The sequence below is a fragment of the Alkalicella caledoniensis genome (genome assembly GCF_014467015.1).
Taxonomy (GTDB): domain Bacteria; phylum Bacillota; class Proteinivoracia; order Proteinivoracales; family Proteinivoracaceae; genus Alkalicella; species Alkalicella caledoniensis.
This window is the reverse complement of sequence record NZ_CP058559.1, coordinates 1,231,056-1,247,998: the sequence shown is the minus strand read 5'-3', so window position 1 is coordinate 1,247,998 and position 16,943 is coordinate 1,231,056. Positions and strand designations below refer to the sequence as shown.

Annotated in this window: 14 protein-coding genes, 2 other RNA genes and 2 pseudogenes; 17 read left to right on the top strand and 1 reads right to left on the bottom strand. The window is 34.9% G+C overall.

The genetic code is table 11. The annotated features are described in order from the left end of the window. Positions 1-94 precede the first annotated feature (94 nt). Both rnr and smpB read left to right on the top strand, forming a co-directional pair. On the top strand, positions 95-2,200 hold the full coding sequence (gene rnr, locus HYG86_RS06125) for a ribonuclease R (RefSeq protein WP_213168027.1): 2,106 nt from the start codon (positions 95-97) through the stop codon (positions 2,198-2,200). Positions 2,201-2,583: 383 nt separating this feature from the next. Further along, a pseudogene (smpB, locus tag HYG86_RS06120) lies at positions 2,584-3,045 on the top strand (SsrA-binding protein SmpB); the annotation flags it as partial. Between the two features lie 302 nt (positions 3,046-3,347). Here smpB and HYG86_RS06115 read toward each other — a convergent pair. After that, a complete protein-coding gene (locus HYG86_RS06115) occupies positions 3,348-4,727 on the bottom strand; it encodes an ISNCY family transposase (protein ID WP_213169124.1) in 1,380 nt (459 codons plus the stop codon). A gap of 233 nt (positions 4,728-4,960) precedes the next feature. On the opposite strand from HYG86_RS06115, the gene ssrA (HYG86_RS06110) reads away from it, so the two are divergent. From ssrA (HYG86_RS06110) to istA, 15 genes and pseudogenes are all read left to right on the top strand, one after another. Next, positions 4,961-5,317: a transfer-messenger RNA gene (ssrA, locus tag HYG86_RS06110) on the top strand. A gap of 642 nt (positions 5,318-5,959) precedes the next feature. Continuing rightward, on the top strand, positions 5,960-6,880 hold the full coding sequence (locus tag HYG86_RS06105) for a hypothetical protein (protein ID WP_213168025.1): 921 nt from the start codon (positions 5,960-5,962) through the stop codon (positions 6,878-6,880). Between the two features lie 359 nt (positions 6,881-7,239). Continuing rightward, positions 7,240-7,776: a hypothetical protein gene (locus HYG86_RS06100; RefSeq protein ID WP_213168024.1), complete on the top strand. Its 537-nt coding sequence runs from the start codon at positions 7,240-7,242 to the stop codon at positions 7,774-7,776. 227 nt (positions 7,777-8,003) lie between these two features. Continuing rightward, complete coding sequence (locus tag HYG86_RS06095) at positions 8,004-9,560, top strand: RNA-dependent RNA polymerase family protein (protein ID WP_213168023.1); 1,557 nt, start codon at positions 8,004-8,006, stop codon at positions 9,558-9,560. Between the two features lie 407 nt (positions 9,561-9,967). Continuing rightward, positions 9,968-10,651, top strand: coding sequence for a helix-turn-helix domain-containing protein (locus HYG86_RS06090; RefSeq protein ID WP_213165510.1), 684 nt, complete (start codon positions 9,968-9,970; stop codon positions 10,649-10,651). Positions 10,652-10,671: 20 nt separating this feature from the next. Then, positions 10,672-11,541, top strand: coding sequence for an IS3 family transposase (locus HYG86_RS06085; protein WP_246451953.1), 870 nt, complete (start codon positions 10,672-10,674; stop codon positions 11,539-11,541). Between the two features lie 244 nt (positions 11,542-11,785). Continuing rightward, complete coding sequence (locus tag HYG86_RS06080; RefSeq protein WP_246451906.1) at positions 11,786-12,460, top strand: S1 family peptidase; 675 nt, start codon at positions 11,786-11,788, stop codon at positions 12,458-12,460. After that, entirely contained in the window at positions 12,453-12,926 is a 474-nt protein-coding gene (locus HYG86_RS06075) for a hypothetical protein (protein ID WP_213168022.1), read from the top strand. The genes HYG86_RS06080 and HYG86_RS06075 overlap by 8 nt, the downstream gene beginning before the upstream one ends. Before the next feature lie 25 nt (positions 12,927-12,951). Continuing rightward, positions 12,952-13,086 (top strand): annotated as a pseudogene (locus HYG86_RS06070) (IS3 family transposase); the annotation flags it as partial. After that, a complete protein-coding gene (locus HYG86_RS06065) occupies positions 13,052-13,735 on the top strand; it encodes a transposase (protein WP_343064234.1) in 684 nt (227 codons plus the stop codon). The pseudogene HYG86_RS06070 and the gene HYG86_RS06065, both read left to right, overlap by 35 nt. Before the next feature lie 13 nt (positions 13,736-13,748). Next, entirely contained in the window at positions 13,749-14,024 is a 276-nt protein-coding gene (locus HYG86_RS06060; protein ID WP_343064233.1) for a hypothetical protein, read from the top strand. A 37-nt stretch (positions 14,025-14,061) separates the two neighbouring features. Next, positions 14,062-14,316: a hypothetical protein gene (locus HYG86_RS06055; protein WP_213168018.1), complete on the top strand. Its 255-nt coding sequence runs from the start codon at positions 14,062-14,064 to the stop codon at positions 14,314-14,316. A 35-nt stretch (positions 14,317-14,351) separates the two neighbouring features. Next, positions 14,352-15,464 carry a hypothetical protein gene (locus HYG86_RS06050; RefSeq protein WP_213168017.1) on the top strand — a complete coding sequence of 371 codons (1,113 nt, stop codon included), beginning with the start codon at positions 14,352-14,354 and terminating at the stop codon, positions 15,462-15,464. Positions 15,465-15,574: 110 nt separating this feature from the next. Beyond that, positions 15,575-15,904: a transfer-messenger RNA gene (gene ssrA / locus HYG86_RS06045) on the top strand. Positions 15,905-16,177: 273 nt separating this feature from the next. After that, a complete protein-coding gene (gene istA, locus HYG86_RS06040) occupies positions 16,178-16,906 on the top strand; it encodes an IS21 family transposase (protein ID WP_213168016.1) in 729 nt (242 codons plus the stop codon). Positions 16,907-16,943: the final 37 nt, after the last annotated feature.

Sequence of the window (16,943 nt, the reverse complement as noted above, 5' to 3'; positions counted from 1 at the left end):
TATAAATAAATTTAAACATCTAAGCTCCAATAATGTGACATAGCCCGTTTTTGGGAGGCTACCTTAGAAAACTAAATAATCAAGGAGGAACAAAATGAAAGAAAAAATCTTGCAGTTCATGCGCGAAGAAGCTTATAAGCCACTGACATTAGAAGAATTGGTATCATCTTACAACTTACAGGGAAAAGAAATATCCGACTTTCAAAGGGTATTAGAAGAAATGGAGGAAGAAGGAGAAATAATCAAAACCAGGTCAAATCGGTACGGCGTACCTGAGAGAATGAACTTAGTAGTAGGAATGCTACAGGCTCATTCCAAAGGATTTGGTTTTTTACTTCCTTTAGACCCAGAACTAGAAGATGTTTACATTAGCTCCCAGGACATGAACAGCGCCATGCATAACGACAAAATTATAGTACGCCTACATAAAGGTGGGGTCATGGGAAAACAAGAAGGAGAAGTAATCCGTATACTCAAGAGAGCCAACACTACTGTAGTTGGAACCTTTGAAAAGAGTCAAAACTTTGCCTTTGTTGTGCCTGAAGATAAGAGAATAGGTCAGGATATATTCGTCCCTAAAAGCGAGTTCAATGGGGCACAACAAAACGAAGTAGTAGTTGTAGAAATAACAAGGTGGCCAGAACCAAGAAGAAACCCTGAAGGAAGAATAATACAAAGGATTGGTAATAGAAATGCACCTGGCACAGATATTTTAGCTATAATGGCAAAACACAAACTACCTATGGAATTTCCACCTGAGGTAATGAGTGCTGCTCAGAACGTACCAGAAATAATAGACCAAAGGGATATATCCCATAGAACAGATTTCAGACACCTACCTATAGTTACAATAGACGGAGCAGATGCAAAGGATTTAGATGACGCAGTATATGTCAACAAACTAGACAATGGAAACTACGAGCTAAGTGTTCACATCGCAGACGTTTCCTACTATGTAGAAGCAAACTCCCCCATAGACAAAGAAGCATATACTAGGGGAACAAGTGTATATCTAGCTGATAGGGTTATACCCATGCTTCCAGAAAGACTCTCCAATGGAATATGCAGTTTGAACCCTAAGGTAGATAGATTTACCATGTCACTGGTAATGGAAATAGATAACAACGGTAGAGTAGTTGACTATGAAGTGACTCAAGGTATAATTAAAACAGTGGAAAGAATGACTTACACAGATGTTAAAAAAATCCTAGTGGATGAGGATCAAGAACTTATAGAAAGATATAAGCCATTGGTACCCATGTTCAAACAAATGCATGAGCTCATGGAGATTTTAAATAGCCGCAGGGTGAAAAGGGGAGCTATTGACTTTGACTTCCAAGAAGCAAAAGTCGAGCTAGATTCAGACGGCAAACCTATTGCCATTGTGCCAAGACCAAGAACCATAGCTGAAAAAATCATTGAAGAATTTATGCTCGTGGCAAATGAAACAGTAGCAGAACATGTATCCCGAATGGAGTTACCCTTCATTTACCGTATCCATGAAAAACCATCAACAGACAAAATAACTTCCCTAAATGAATTCATCCACAACTTCGGTTTCCAACTAAAAGGATCTGCAGAAAAGCTACATCCAAAATTACTTCAGGAATTACTTGATAAGGTCAAAGGTGAAAAAGAAGAAAAAATAATAAATACCGTAGTTTTACGATCCATGAAACAAGCTAAATACACCGCTGAAAACATGGGACATTTTGGACTTGCAGCACATTACTATACTCACTTCACTTCACCCATTAGAAGGTACCCTGACCTTATAGTCCATAGGGTATTAAGATGGATACTGACAGGCCAGATGTCAGAAAAGCGAATCAAAAATTTAACTAAAAACTTACCTTTAGCTGGTGTTCATACATCCCAATTAGAACGAAGGGCAGAGGAAGCAGAGCGAGAAACCTTAGACCTCAAAAAAGTTCAGTACATGGAAAGACATCTTGGTGAAGAATTTGAGGGAATTATTAGCAGTGTTACGAATTTCGGTATTTTTGTTGAACTAGAGAACACAGTTGAAGGTTTGGTTCACATAAGTAACATGACTGATGATTATTATCACTATAACGAAAAAGCCTACTCCTTAGTTGGAGAAAAATCCAGAAGAACATTCCGTCTAGGAGAAAAGGTAAATATAAAAGTTACAAAGGTAAATAAAGAAGAAAAAAATATTGATTTTATTTTAATTTAACCTCTTGAAAATATGTTAGGTCTATGATACTATAAAGGTACCCCAAAGTTATACCCATTAACCCTTTACCCAGACACACGGTTACCCGCCGTGTGTCTACCCCTATATATGGACAAATTAAAACTATTACTTTATCTGAATATTATGAAAAGGTAAATGGAAGATACCCCCTATGAATTTTAGTATATTTATGGTAAAATATTTACTGCATAATCATATAATGACTGTAAATTTTGAAAAGAGTTAAAAGTCTTTGAGGACACACATAGTCCAGAAATAACACACTTAAGAAGTATTTATAGCAAACTAATAATCAAAAAATATTCCGAGAAGTAAAATACTTTCCAATTGCAGTGAAAGAATAGTAACAACGCAAACAAGGTGGTGACAAAATGAAAATCATAACAGACAACAGAAAAGCACGTCATGAATACTTCATAAAAGAAACATATGAAGCAGGGTTAGCACTCAAAGGAACTGAAGTAAAATCCATCCGCAACGGTAGGGTAAACTTGAAAGAATCCTTCTGCCGAGTGGAAAACGGTGAAATATTCGTGTACCAGATGCACATAAGCGAGTATGAACAAGGTAATCGCAATAACCATGATCCTGTAAGACCGAGAAAATTACTACTACACAAAAGCGAAATAAACAAACTCTTCGGCATAACACGGGAAAAAGGACTATCACTAATTCCACTAAAGCTATACTTCTCAAAAGGAAGAGTTAAAATGGAGCTAGCACTAGCCCAAGGTAAAAAACTCCATGACAAACGTGCGACAATTGCTGAAAAAACAGCAAAAAGAGAAATGGAAAAAGCATTCCGGGAAAGACAAAAAATGTAAGTGTCAACCATTTTTGAAAATGTCCTAAAAAAGTCTTAACATAAGCACCAGATTTCTGGTGCTAAATTCTAAAAACACTTTTCAGAATAGTTATGCTATTAACTTTTAATACTGCGACAATCTGTTGTTGTTCATGGCTTTCACAAAAGACAGTTGTAGCCGATGCTTCAGCTTCGGCTGACATTCAAAATGAACAGTATGATGGTAGGACTTTGTACTCGCCGTAAAACAAAAAGGCAGTGCCTAGAATGCACCTTGTTTTTGCGTAACTTTAATAAACCTAGTGATTTCTAAGATTCTTGCTAAGCTATGTTGTTCCTATGTAATTGCTTTTTTAAATATCTTTCAAATGATGCCTGTTTCCATGGGTGACTCATTGGAGGAATATATTTTTTCTTAGGTTTCTCAGGAAGAGTTGCTAGATCAAATGCTTTTGAAGAGGGTTTATGATGTGGTAGCAACTCAAGCAAATAAACCTGTTCACCAATACAGCAGTAAATGTCCCCATCAAAGGCTTTAATGACCATAGCTGTAGTACCCTTACGGTAATGCACTGCAACTCCATAAGCATTAACAGGCAGATAATACTCATTATGATATTTAATACAACTCCCATTATCAATTTTTCTAGAAGAAATTACCGCCAGTGTTAGATTGATTTTATCATTATCTGGTTGCGTTTCGAACACAGATTTGATACTATCAATAGGTAAAGCGAATCGCTTGTTGAATTTTTTTATGTAGGAGTAAAGGAATTTGTTTGCCTCCTCAATTGAGGAGACACCTCTCAAGCGTAGCTCTACGACTAGGCGGGATTGAAGAGTGCCAAATACTCTTTCAACCCGCCCTTTTGCTTGTGGAACGCTAGATGTCTGAATGTCGATTCCTAACTGCTTACATGCATATCCGAACTGAGTAAATGTATCTTTTTCAACTGAAGCTTCTTTTTTCTTTTCGTATTTTCTTTTATACTCAAATACAGTGCGATTATCTGTAAAAAACTGATAAGGGATTCCATAGTTAGTTAGGACCTGATTAAGAACATTGTAGTAGCCTTTTAACGTTTCCTGCTCATCAAAGTAAGCGCCTAACATTTGCCCTGTGGCATCATCGATTGCTACATGAAGGTGTGTTTTTATGCCACCAAACCACTCATGCATGGAAGCGTCCATTTGGAGCATTTCTCCAAAGTAAGCACACCTAGGACGCCTAGGATGAGAGTCCTCTATATCTAAAATGGAGCTTTGAATGACAGCTGCCTTCTTCATAGATTTAGTTTTAGCTTGAAGATCCTTTAGTTCTTTCTTCAATGCTTTCCTAGAAGATCGTGTTGCCATTGGCGAAAGGATGAACTCTTTCCTAAGAATAGAAGTAATGGTACCGACAGATACTTTGATGTCTTCCATCTCATTAAGAAGCTCTGAAAAATGGGTTAGATTACAATCATAATACTTAGTGCGGTATAAGTCTAAGATTAACTTCTTGGTATCTTCAGATAAGGTTATTGAAGGTTGCCTACCACGGTTTCCATGAATGAAAAAAGCTTTACCTTTTTCTTTATACCCTTTGATTAGCCTACTGATATGCCTAGGTGTACACCCGATTTTAAGGGCTGCAGTTTTCTTGTTGCCATTAGTTTCTACCAACTTTTTAATTATTTCATATTTCTGATTCTCATCCATAGTTAATATCACCTTTCTCATCTTGTCCACCTCATTTTTATAGTCATGAGGGTATTATAATATATGAATCACTTTTAGGACATAATCTTTTGTGGTATAACTAGACATTATCATATATGAATCATACATTCCGGGAAAGACAAAAAATGTAAGTTTACTTATTACTACATTTGTGTTATAATAAACTTTACATCAAAGCATTTCCTAAAAACCTGCGTCAACCCCACTAACATGGGGGCGTAATGGTTTCGACGGGGGTAGTTGAGATGGGAGTAGCGAGCCGTGGGCCAGGGCCACGTTAATAACTGGAAACTTAAATTAAACGCTAAAACAAACAATAATTTAGCTTTCGCTGCATAGTCAGCGGACGTCTTACCACTAGTTTGTCTGTGACTGGTGAATAAGACGAAAACAAATAGCAGACTACTTTCCAAAGTTGCTTCGACTTGGTAAGGAAACTAAGAAGCTAGTATCTTTAAGATTTTGTCTCTAGAAGCCTAAAGATGCGAACTCCAAATTAGAGACTGCGCTCGGAGAGACTGCTGTTAAGATGCCTTCGGACGGGGGTTCGACTCCCCCCGCCTCCACCAAATATGGAGATATGAACCCTAAGCCATAAGCTTAGGGTTTTTTGTATATGCGACTGTTGAAAAGCCATCATCTTCGTCGTTGCTTCAAAAAAACCAGTCCTCACGTATTGAGTATACGCTCCGGGCTGGTTTTTTCTTGCGCCTAGAATCTGAAGACTTTTGAACAGTCTGAGAGGGTCAGAATATGCTTATTGCTAAGATGTAAGAGAAGTCATACTGAACTTGCATGACTATCTACTAGTAAAAGGTGGAGCTCAAAAATGAAAGAACAGAGTAGGGGTTTTAATGTGTGTGAAAAATGTCGAGAATTCTTAATAAATAGAAAAATAACTAGAAAATAAAGGAAATAGAGGTTATTTTAGCGAATAAAATAAGGGACTGTTATGGGTTAAAAAAGTCTATATTTATTGTTAGAGGTATTACTACGCAAACAAATGCTGGGCGGGTGTAGATTAAGGTATATTCAGAGAACTGCTTTGTCACAAAAGTAACAAAACAACGGAGAACTATATTCATGTCTCGGTATAGTCTTTATTAAAAATATCTAACCCTTTAGATCAGCTTTGATAGGTAGTATTAGCGAAACGGGTTAGGAATATATGAGTTATCATACATAATAATTTGAGAAAGAAGGGGGTACTTATGCAAAATACTGATTGGCACTACAAAAGAGTTCTAGGTACAAATACTGAAAATAAATTAAGCCAGATAATAATTCGAGATATTATTGTTGTTACTATGTTTATTATATTAGCCATAGTTGGAGTATTGATTATGCTAATAAGTTTTTTTAAGGGTTTATACTTTAGAATCGCCTTTAAAGATACTTATTATTTCGTTGGCATAGCGATTGTTTTTATTTCTTCTATTATTTTTATAACGAATGAGAGTATTAACCCATTAAGTAAGATTAGTATAAACGATAAGGTTTTTTGCTGGATTCATTACTTAATAAAACAGATTAATGTTTATAGATCTAATCAATACAATAGTTTATACCAAAAATTAAGGCTTAAATTTATTATCAGAATCATAGTTAATGATTTATATACTTTAAAATATAACCTGGAGAATTCTTTTGTTTTCTTAAAAGATAAAGAAGATATTGTCCAGAAGGTAGACAAGATAGTTAAATTATTAAATGGATATTTTGTTATACAGATAGATAATGAGGAAATAAAAGAAAAATATGTAGAGTTATTAAATAAGCTCGAAAAACAATATATGCTTCTTATTGGTAACACAGCGTTGTACTCTGAAACAGATACAGAAATGGCTAATACATCGAAGGAAGTTAGGAATTTATACAATCAAAAATATGATGAGCTTTTTCACGAATTAGATTTATTCATTACAGACGAGGACGTTCAATTCTCATCAACTAAGAGTGAATCATTATTAAGAGGAAAGAAGAGGTATATAATATTATCAACTTGGGTTTTTGCCGGATTCAGTTTAATTTTTTTAATCTTCAAAGATGAAAGGTTAGCAACTTTGATAGGTAGTGTTGTTGGTGTTATAGCAGTATTGGTAACAGGAATTAAATACATTATTAAAAAATAAAAGTAAATAGTAAATTTTTGTCTGATAAGGCAAGGTCAACCCATCAAATCTCTTAACTGGTAGATTTGTCTTTTAGTTCCAGTTAGAGAAGTCGAAGCTAAGAGATTATCACGGTTGATAACAAACCATTCCCTGTTTTTAAGACCTGGGGGTTGCGCGCCACATGTCCTCTGTCACAAGACTTGCGACTCTGGATGGCAAAGGGTGAATGCAAGTCTTGCGCCAGCCTAAAGAGGCGACCATGTTGGGAGTAGCAGGATGTTAGGCGAAAGAATCAATTGGCAGTATAATATAAATGTGATAAAGAAGGATAGCACAACCGGATGAAATGTAAGAAACATATTTTTAGGAGGAGAGTAATGAAGAATTCAGATGATTTCAGGTTATATCAGCGGGAGCTGGAATTAATTTATATGCAAAATCCGATCGAGTGTGAACTATACTCGATTGTTGCGTGTTTGATTAGAGAAAGAAATCAGAATAAAAAAATTTCTTTGCGAGATGTTTCTACTAGACGCAAAAGCGAATTTTCAGGTTCTGAGATTTATGCTAGTAAGTCTGGGTTTCCAGATTTTGTTATACTATCTGAAGACTTCTATTTGTTTGATGACAAATTTAGAGATACAAGTAAAATTCTTGGCGCAGTTGAAATAAAACGTATGACAGTGAAGCTAAATGGTAAATCAAAACAACTACTAGATCATATTGCTAAGTTTAAAAAAGTTCTTTATACCAATGGGTTTGAATGGCGACTTTATAATGGGAATAAGAGCTATGCGCCAGAATGGTTGGTTTCACTTGGCAAAATTGATAAAGGAAAAGTCGAATGGTTTGAAGGTGAAGTTTGGGATAGTTTATTGAATGAATTGGACAAGATTTCTTGGGAAACATACTAACATTCGCGAAAACGATTTCTACGCACCATTCCCACAGGCGAGGTGTGGACAGGCTCTGGGGCTTGCCGCACCCACATGCATTTGTCACAAGACTTGCAACTAGAGACTGTATTGTAGGAGGGGCAAGTCTTGCGCCAATTACGGGCACATGGGAATGGCAGAGACGTTATTGGAAATCATGCATATATAAACATATAGAAAACTCTAAAAGAAATGAGTGATACAAAATGAGTCTTAATAATCTTTATAATTTTAAAAAACCAGTCAGGTTTTTTATTGATATTGAATCTCTTGCTTTCCCAGATGATTTATCTTCCTATACTATAAAGAATTTATGTTGGGTTAAACCGTTTAATTTTAGAGTGAAGAAAAATGAAGATAAATTTCGTACCCTCAAAATCCCAAATATCTTGAACTTTGTTACTGCTTATGGGCAGTTTAAAAATCTCCCTTCTTTTGATAGCATTCAGGATTTAGATTCAGGTCATAAACGATTATCAGCAAACATAGTAACAGGAGATTTTGTATCTGGAGAATACGATAAACAACTGGAAAAGGATTTTAACATGCTATGTGTGTACGATATTTTATTGAAGGTAGATATAAAAGAGTATTATGGAAGAATATATACTCATTATATTGGCTCATTAGGGAATAAAGAGAATTACCTAACTAATATGAACCTAGGGCAAACAAACGGATTAATAATGGGAAATTATTTATCGTTGTATTTTGCTGAACTAAACTTAAAAAATATTAGCAATGATATTGAGAAGAAAATTACTGATTTGCAGTTAAACTGCGAGTTTAATTATTTTTCTGATGACTTTTATTTCTTCTGTAATAAGGGGGATGCAGAGATTATATTAAGAATTTTTGATGAGGTATTAGAAAAATATGAGCTTGAACGTAACGAAGATAAGAAGGAAGAGTGGACATATGAGACTTTTAACAACTATAATTTAGTTGGTCGATATTGGAAAAAAATGATTGCGGAATGTAATATAAAATATTATAACTATGAAAAAGAAGAACATAGGCTACATTTTATAAATCAAATCATATATAGAATGTCTAATTTGTCTGATAGAAAACTAAAAACTGTTTTTATCAATAACTTTTTCAAAACTAGGTATTTTAGAGAAATGATAGATTTAGAAAAGTATACAGTAATGAATTATGACTATCACCAACTTTGTTTTATTCTGAAATTTTCCCCTGAGGCTTTTTTATATACAGCCGATAAATTTAATGCAATGAGTAATTTCAACAATCAAAAACTAGTCAAATTTCTAGAAGTTAGATATAGAGAAGCACTTCAGAAACAGTTTTACGATGAACAATTATACTATTATTATGCAATTAGCATATTTGGTTTCTCGGATATATTTGAAGCAACTACCCAAAAAGTGCTTTTGACTAATAATCAACTACTAATCTCTTATTACCTAAAAGATGGGCTATTCAGTACAATAGATATAAATAAATTGAAGGAAATGGACGATGAGCATTATTGGTTTCAGAATTATCATCTTATATTGTACTCACCTGATTTAAAGGCTGACTTGGAGGGTAGTGTTAGAAAATACTTGATGCCGGATAACGCCAAAAAACCCCTTCAAGAAAGTACATACATGGAATTTTATAAGAACAATATTTCTTTGAATAAATCAATTATCAGAAGTGTACCAGAGGTTAATGATGCAATTAACGATTATTTAACTTTGAAAATAGAAGAAAATAACACAGCTTATGAAAATAAAATAGCGACAAAAGAGGATTGATCCTATGAAGTAATAAAAATAAAAGAAGGGAACTCAAGGCAATTCGAGGAAGGCATTGACATCCGATAACAAGCCATTCCCTCAAGGTGCAGTGTGGGCAGGCTTGGGGATTGCCGCACCACATTGGCCTATGACCCAAGACTTGCAACTTAGGGGCTGTACCTGTAGGAGGGCAAGTCTTGGGTCAATACGGTACGTTGAAAATAGCTGGGACGTTAGACGATAGGATTAGTTACATTGTTTACGAGTTGGCTTTACTAGTATGATGGAAAAAATATTTGTGTTAAAGAGCACAAAACTAAAAATATAAACTAGAGGGAGAAAAAAATATGTCATTTTGATATGCTCCCCTTGTGGTAGACAGTTAAAATAATAAAAACTGTTTACAACAAGGAGGAGTATTTTTTATGGGTCGGAAAAGTAAATTCTCACCAGAAGAAAAGTTAGAGTATGTTCTTATGTGTATAGAAGGAAAAAATTCAGTTAGCCATGCAGCTAAGTTAATCGGTGTCAGTAAAGATACCATGAGGAGATGGGTCAGTAATTATATGTCGTTGGGTGTTGATGGGTTGACTACTAGTGCAAAGAATACTAGCCATTCTTCAAATGCAAAGGAATTAGCGATAAAGGAATACCTTTCTGGTAAGGGTTCTTTGCATGATATATGTTTTCAATATGGAATACGCTCTACAGGGATACTTCATACATGGGTTATGAAGTATAATAGTCATGAGAAATTAAAATCTTCTGGTACTGGAGGAGTATCTATCATGACTAAAGGAAGAAAGACCCATTTTGATGAAAGAGTAGAAATAGTAAAGTACTGTATTGAGAATAAATGCAACTATGTTGAAACAGCACAGAAGTTTAATGTATCTTACCAGCAGGTTAATTCATGGACTAATAAATACCTAAAAAAAGGTATAGAAGCCCTTCAAGACAAGCGAGGCAAAAGAAAGTCAGAAGATGACATGTCTGAAATGGACAAACTTAAAGCCCAAAACAAACTACTTGAAGCTGAAATTCGCCAGAAGCAAATGGAGATAGATTTTTTAAAAAAGTTGAAAGAAATAGAAAGGGGGCGGTTTTAAGCCAAGTAAGATATGAGACGATCTATCTTACGATACAGGAACTTAAAAAGACTAAAGGTTATTCAATCACAAAACTCTGTGTTTTTGCGAAGGTTCAACGTTCCTCATATTACAAATGGTTAAACAGAGAAGCAAGTACTAATGAACAATTTAACAAAACTTTAATACCATTAATCAGAGATGCATATGAAGAGAGAGGCGGTATACTTGGGTATCGTCAGATGACAATCAAGTTAAACAGAGAGCAAGAATTCCATGTAAACCATAAGAGAATCTACAGACTGATGAAAATACTAGGTTTAAAATCTGTATGCCGTAGAAAGAGAAAGAACTACATCAAATCCACACCAGAAATAACTGCAAAAAACGTACTAAGCAGGAACTTTAATGCAAATGGATTTGGGGAGAAATGGCTTACTGATGTAACAGAGATGAAATATGGAATCAGTGGAAAAGCCTATCTAAGTGCCATACTTGACCTCGGAGATAAGAGCATAGTGTCCTTTGTCTTGGGTCATTCAAATAACAATGCACTGGTATTTAGAACGTTTGACATTGCCCATGAGCAGCACCCTGATGCAAAGCCAATTTTCCACAGTGATAGGGGATTTCAATACACCTCAAAAATGTTCAAAAACAAGTTGGATAATGCGGGTATGACACAGAGTATGTCTAGAATCTCCCGTTGTATAGATAACGGCCCTATGGAGGCATTTTTTGGTACCCTTAAGTCAGAAATGTACTATCTCAACAAATTCAGCTCATATCAGGAATTGGAATCTGCTGTCATTGAATACATAGAGTATTACAATAATCATCGTTATCAGAAGAGGCTTGAATGTATGACTCCAATGGAGTATAGGCAACACCTTTTAAGTAAGGTAGCATAAGCTTTTATGCCGCGAAAGCCTGTTTATATGGGGTGTACCCTCTGGTAAAATGTGTGTGGCGGAAGCCAAATATTTGTCAAGTATCAACTTCCGCCCAAGAATGGGAGTCCAGAGGGTACAGGGGCCCCCATGTCAACAGGACCGTGGAATAAATGCGGGTAAAATAAATAAAACCTTCAAAAAAATAACGCCAATCAAATTAATGATTGACGGCATAGTATTTTTTGTTTTTTCTACTGTCTACTTGACAGGGGCATGTTCATTTCAACATATTAATAAAATTGTTTTTCCAGTAGGAAGAATAACGCAAAATGGAATTAATCTTTTAGGTACAGCTTTTATGTTAGGGGCACCAGGTTATTTTGCAACGGCATCCCATGTGACAAATAATGATGACAAGAACTTAGTGATTATACTTAATAAAACTGAATCATTTTACAATTACCAAGATACGACTAATAAAAAAGTTAATAGTATCCCTGCTAAAATACATGCTACAGACCCTTTTTGTGATTTATCTATTATAAAGGTAGAAAATGGAGCAACTTCAAATGTAAATATTAGTGGAGCAGATGAATGTGTGCCTGGTGATTCAGTTGCTATTTTTGGTTTTCCACACGCAGATCAAGGTAGAATGGTATTGACTGAACAGAGGACACAAATAGGAGCAAAGGTAATGATAGAAAGTGGGGGAATAAAAACTAAACATATAATTTTAAATGTTCAATCTCGTCCAGGACAATCTGGTGGACCTATAATTAAGCTAAGTAGTATGGAGGTAGTTGGAATACTTATTGGTTCATACGCACCTTCAAGCAATGGTGGAATTAGTATCGGGGGAATCGATCCTCAAACTCTACATCAAACAACACATGCTGTTTCTGCAGAATATTTAAAGGAGATGATATACAATGGATAGTTTTAATGGACTAATTTTTGATGAACAAGAGTCATGGGTTGACACTTTACCTTCATATCAAAAAAATAGAATTAAGCAAATTCTCTCGAGTGGTAAATCGCCAAAAGAAACCGCGATATTATGGTTAACAGCAAGTCCCCAAAATACCGCTCCTTTTGGTACCATAAAGGGAGAAAATATATTCTTGGAAAAAGTAGAAGAAGAGCTAGAAGGTTTGATTTGTGGTGATGAAAAATATGACGATTATAGGAAGAAACTTTCTAGTGAAGTCAATTTATCTAAAGGGTATGCCATAGGATTGATTTCCTCTGCAATAGCACCTGTAGTTGGTTCATCAGGTGCCTTTATAGCTCCCGTTATAGCTTTATTACTTGTTGGAATGGGCAAAATTGCGTTAAATGCATGGTGTGAATCTTGTAAAGAAAAAAGGAATCGGAGATTAGAGAAAATAGTCGGTGAAGAATAAAGAAATCCACAAAATCCACATATATAAATCATGTAATACCTTTGGAGACCTACAAGACGAAATAAATGATTATTTGGTCTATTATAATCAGTATAGATGTCAATGGGGATTAAAAAAGATGACCCCTGAACAATTCAGGAATCATCTTCAAGCTGCTTAGTCTTTTTTTAAATTGTTCTTTACAAAGGGTACATTTTAGAATATCCAGGAGCTTTTATCATGTAATGTACAGAGGTAGCAATGGGGAGTATATTTTTCGCAATAATCAAGATAAAGAACTATACTTATTTCTAGTGGATAAATATAAAGAACGATATGGCTTTAAGCTCTATGCCTATTGCATTATGGATAACCATGTTCATTTGCTTATAGAAACCGGGAAAGTGCCACTGTCTAAGATCATGCAGGGAATACAGCAAAGCTATACCCAAAGAATTAATTTGAAGCATTCTAGAACTGGTCATGTATTCCAGCAGCGGTACAAAGCATTGCTATGCGACTGGGAGTCATACTTGTTACAACTAGTAAAGTATATACACTTAAATCCAGTTGAAGCATGGATTTATAATGGACTTAATTATAAATGGAGTAGTCATCAGGATTATTTAAAGGTGAATAAGAAATCCGTAGTTGAAGTGGAGTTTATACTGGAAATGCTGGGTGGAGATATTAAGCGTGGAGTTAAGGAATATAGAAGATTTATGAATCTTGACCAAGGGAAAATGGAACTTAGTGAATTTGTCTTAGATGAAAAAAAAGTACACGCTACTGTAGAGGAGTTCAAGGGTTTAGCCTGCTTTAGTTGTTAGCGTTGATGATGTAATAAATTGTGTATGTGAGAAAACTGGTTTAAGCAAGAAAGAAATAACAGATAAGACGAAACTTAAAGAGTACGTAATTGCTAGAAAAGCCATTGTGATACTCAGTGATAAATACGTTGAGATTTCAAACAACGAACTAGCAAGGCTACTAAACTTATCGCCATCAGCTACCTCCAAGATTAAAGCAGAGAAAAAGCGTCTTGATATTAAGGTTGCTGATATAGTTAGGCAGGTAAATGATGAGTTGAAAGAGAGAATGGAAAAACTTCAAGCCTGACCCCTAATCTTCCTCCAGCAGAATAGAGGACATAACAATGAACTTATTAGTTGCAGGAGATAAACAGATTTTTAATAGAGAAAATTGGCACAAAAGAATAAACTCACAAATAACAGATACTGGCAATGCAATGTCAGAAAATGAAATAATGGAGTTTAGTGAACATATAAATGTTCTAGAATTAAAAAATTATAGAATTGAAGTAGGGAGAAAGACTAGAGATATAATAAAAAATCTTACTAGTAAGGATATGAAAAGAAAATTTGATAAATATAGCGCAGTTTTTACCTAGGTTGTATGTTAATAAATATTTAAAGGAGTGTTTCGATGAAGAACGATGCACACAAGATTTTAATCAAATATCGAAGCGATATTGGAGATATATTAGATACTGAGTCTTGGAACCAAAACAGTTTTTTTAACGTTTTTAAGGAGAGTACGAAAATAATTGAAGAGAGAATAAGAGGAAAATTTAAGAGATTTAAAGAATATGAACTTCATTTTACATATCTTGAAAATAAAACAGTTAATGCTTTTGCTTTTCATGAGGATAATATTGATTTTGTGGCTTTGAACTATGGAACGATTTCAAGCATTTTTGATTATTATTATAAATTGTTATCTCAACCAGATGCTTTTATAAATGTCGGAAAACCATCTTTATTTGATATAAGCATTCATACAGAGCCTGTTATTAATAAAAACTTAAAACAATTAAATTTTTACAATTCTCCTAGTGATATTGACCGGCAAGATTTTGTGTTTCTATTAAGCTATATAAGTATAATGTTTGTCATTTATCACGAACTGGGTCACCATTACAATGGTCATATGTTATTCCAGAATAGTTTATCTGGGTTGTATAAGCAACGAATGGTTGATAATAAAGATATGGTATTAAGTCCTTTAGATTATCAAACTATAGAGATGGATGCAGATGCTCATGCCGTTACTCAGTGTCTCATTCACATCATTGAGTTATACAAAAATAGAGAAAGATTTAATGATAATAATTTTTTTACGTATGTTAACGACTATAAAGAGCTTCTGAAAATTTGGATGTATTCTGTGCAGACACTATTTTTAATATTAGGGAAGGATAACATAGATAAAACGAATTATCATAAAGCAGAATATCTTCCAAGAAGAATAAGACAGAGTTTGAACGGAAGTGTTGCATGTGATGTGCTAGAAAAAGTATATCCTGACATTGCAAAAAAGATGAATCTAAATAAGGAAACCTTGAAGGAATTGTATATTTGGAGTGCAGTAACTGCTGAGAAAGATTATAATAGTTTATATAATTTAAAAGTAGATACACTAGAAATAAATAATCAATTAAATAATGAAACTGTTGAACATACAGAGAAGGTTTTAAAAAACTGGCAGAAACTAAAAAAACTTTTAGAACCATATAGTAGGCTAGAACTGGCAAAGTAACAATTCTTGAAAAAATGAGACCAATATACAAAGCTATGTGTAGTTGTTTGCGAAAGTTATGACTATGTTTAAAAGCAAACTGCTACTATTTTTAATGATCTATATCTCTAGTTGAGATGGGAGTAGCGAGCCGTGGGCCAGGGCCACGTTAATAACTGGAAACTTAAATTAAACGCTAAAACAAACAATAATTTAGCTTTCGCTGCATAGTCAGCGGACGTCTTACCACTAGTTTGTCTGTGACTGGTGACTGAGACGAAAACAAATAGCAGACTACTTTCCAAAGTTGCTTCGACTTGGTAAGGAAACTAAGAAGCTAGTATCTTTAAGATTTTGTCTCTAGAAGCCTAAAGATGCGAACTCCAAAGTAGAGACTGCGCTCGGAGATACTGCTGTTAAGATGCCTTCGGACGGGGGTTCGACTCCCCCCGCCTCCACCAAATATGGAGATATGAACCCTAAGCCATAAGCTTAGGGTTTTTTGTATGCGACTGTTGAAAAGCATCCATCTTCTGCGTTACTGCGAAAGCCCAGCTATTGATTTACAATTAAAAGTGACCACTAATTGACGAGTAAAATTGACCACTAGCATGGGTAAATAATTTACTCGTTAAAACACTCTAATGTATTTTTTACGTTTAAAATTGACCACTTTGCCAAAATAAGCTACCATCCTTTTGTAGTATAAACTTACAAAAGGTGGGCAAAAGGACGTGAAAAATTTGCAGCAGTGGGCAGCAGTGCAGGAACTACACAAGCAGAAAGTCCCTAAATTACAAATCTCTAAGCAACTGGGAATATCTCGTAATACTGTTAAAAGGCTAATCAAGTTAAAAAAAGAGCCTAAGTATACAAGAGCAAGTTACCCCTCAAAGGTTGACATGTATATGGATGAGATAATTTTATGGCGAACATCACCAGAATTCTTCTTTAATGGCACTAGAATATATGAGGAGTTGAAACAACGAGGTTATGATGGCTCAATCAACCCAATTTACAGGGCTCTAAAGAAGATTGACGAAGTAAAGCGTGAGGTATCCAGACGAGCAACAGTTAGAATTGAAACACCCCCCGGTGACCAAGCTCAATTTGATTGGTCTGAATACAAGGTATTTGTTAATGATAGAATTGAGACAGTATATTGCTTGTCAATGATTCTTGCAGCCAGCAGAAAAAAGGCTCTTTGCTTCTCTCTTACAGTTGATGCTGAAGCCATTTACGAGGCTATTCAGGAATTGTTCGAAGACTTAAGTGGAATTACACAGGAACTCCTAATTGATAATCCTAAAGCACTAGTAATTGAGAACAACCCTAGGAAAGGAAATGAACTAAAGTACAATGAATACGCATTACTTCTAGCTAAGCACTTAGGGACAGAACTTAACGCATGCAACTGTTACTGGCCAAGAACTAAAGGTTATGTTAAGACTTTCGTTATGTAAAGTCTTGAAAAAAGACCTTAAAGTAACGAAAGTCCTA

Coding starts and splice junctions, on each gene's coding strand:
- rnr (WP_213168027.1), top strand. CDS start 95: ATGAAAGAAAAAATCTTGCAGTTCATGCGCGAAGAAGCTTATAAGCCA.
- HYG86_RS06115 (WP_213169124.1), bottom strand. CDS start 4,727: ATGGATGAGAATCAGAAATATGAAATAATTAAAAAGTTGGTAGAAACT.
- HYG86_RS06105 (WP_213168025.1), top strand. CDS start 5,960: ATGCAAAATACTGATTGGCACTACAAAAGAGTTCTAGGTACAAATACT.
- HYG86_RS06100 (WP_213168024.1), top strand. CDS start 7,240: ATGAAGAATTCAGATGATTTCAGGTTATATCAGCGGGAGCTGGAATTA.
- HYG86_RS06095 (WP_213168023.1), top strand. CDS start 8,004: ATGAGTCTTAATAATCTTTATAATTTTAAAAAACCAGTCAGGTTTTTT.
- HYG86_RS06090 (WP_213165510.1), top strand. CDS start 9,968: ATGGGTCGGAAAAGTAAATTCTCACCAGAAGAAAAGTTAGAGTATGTT.
- HYG86_RS06075 (WP_213168022.1), top strand. CDS start 12,453: ATGGATAGTTTTAATGGACTAATTTTTGATGAACAAGAGTCATGGGTT.
- HYG86_RS06055 (WP_213168018.1), top strand. CDS start 14,062: ATGAACTTATTAGTTGCAGGAGATAAACAGATTTTTAATAGAGAAAAT.
- HYG86_RS06050 (WP_213168017.1), top strand. CDS start 14,352: ATGAAGAACGATGCACACAAGATTTTAATCAAATATCGAAGCGATATT.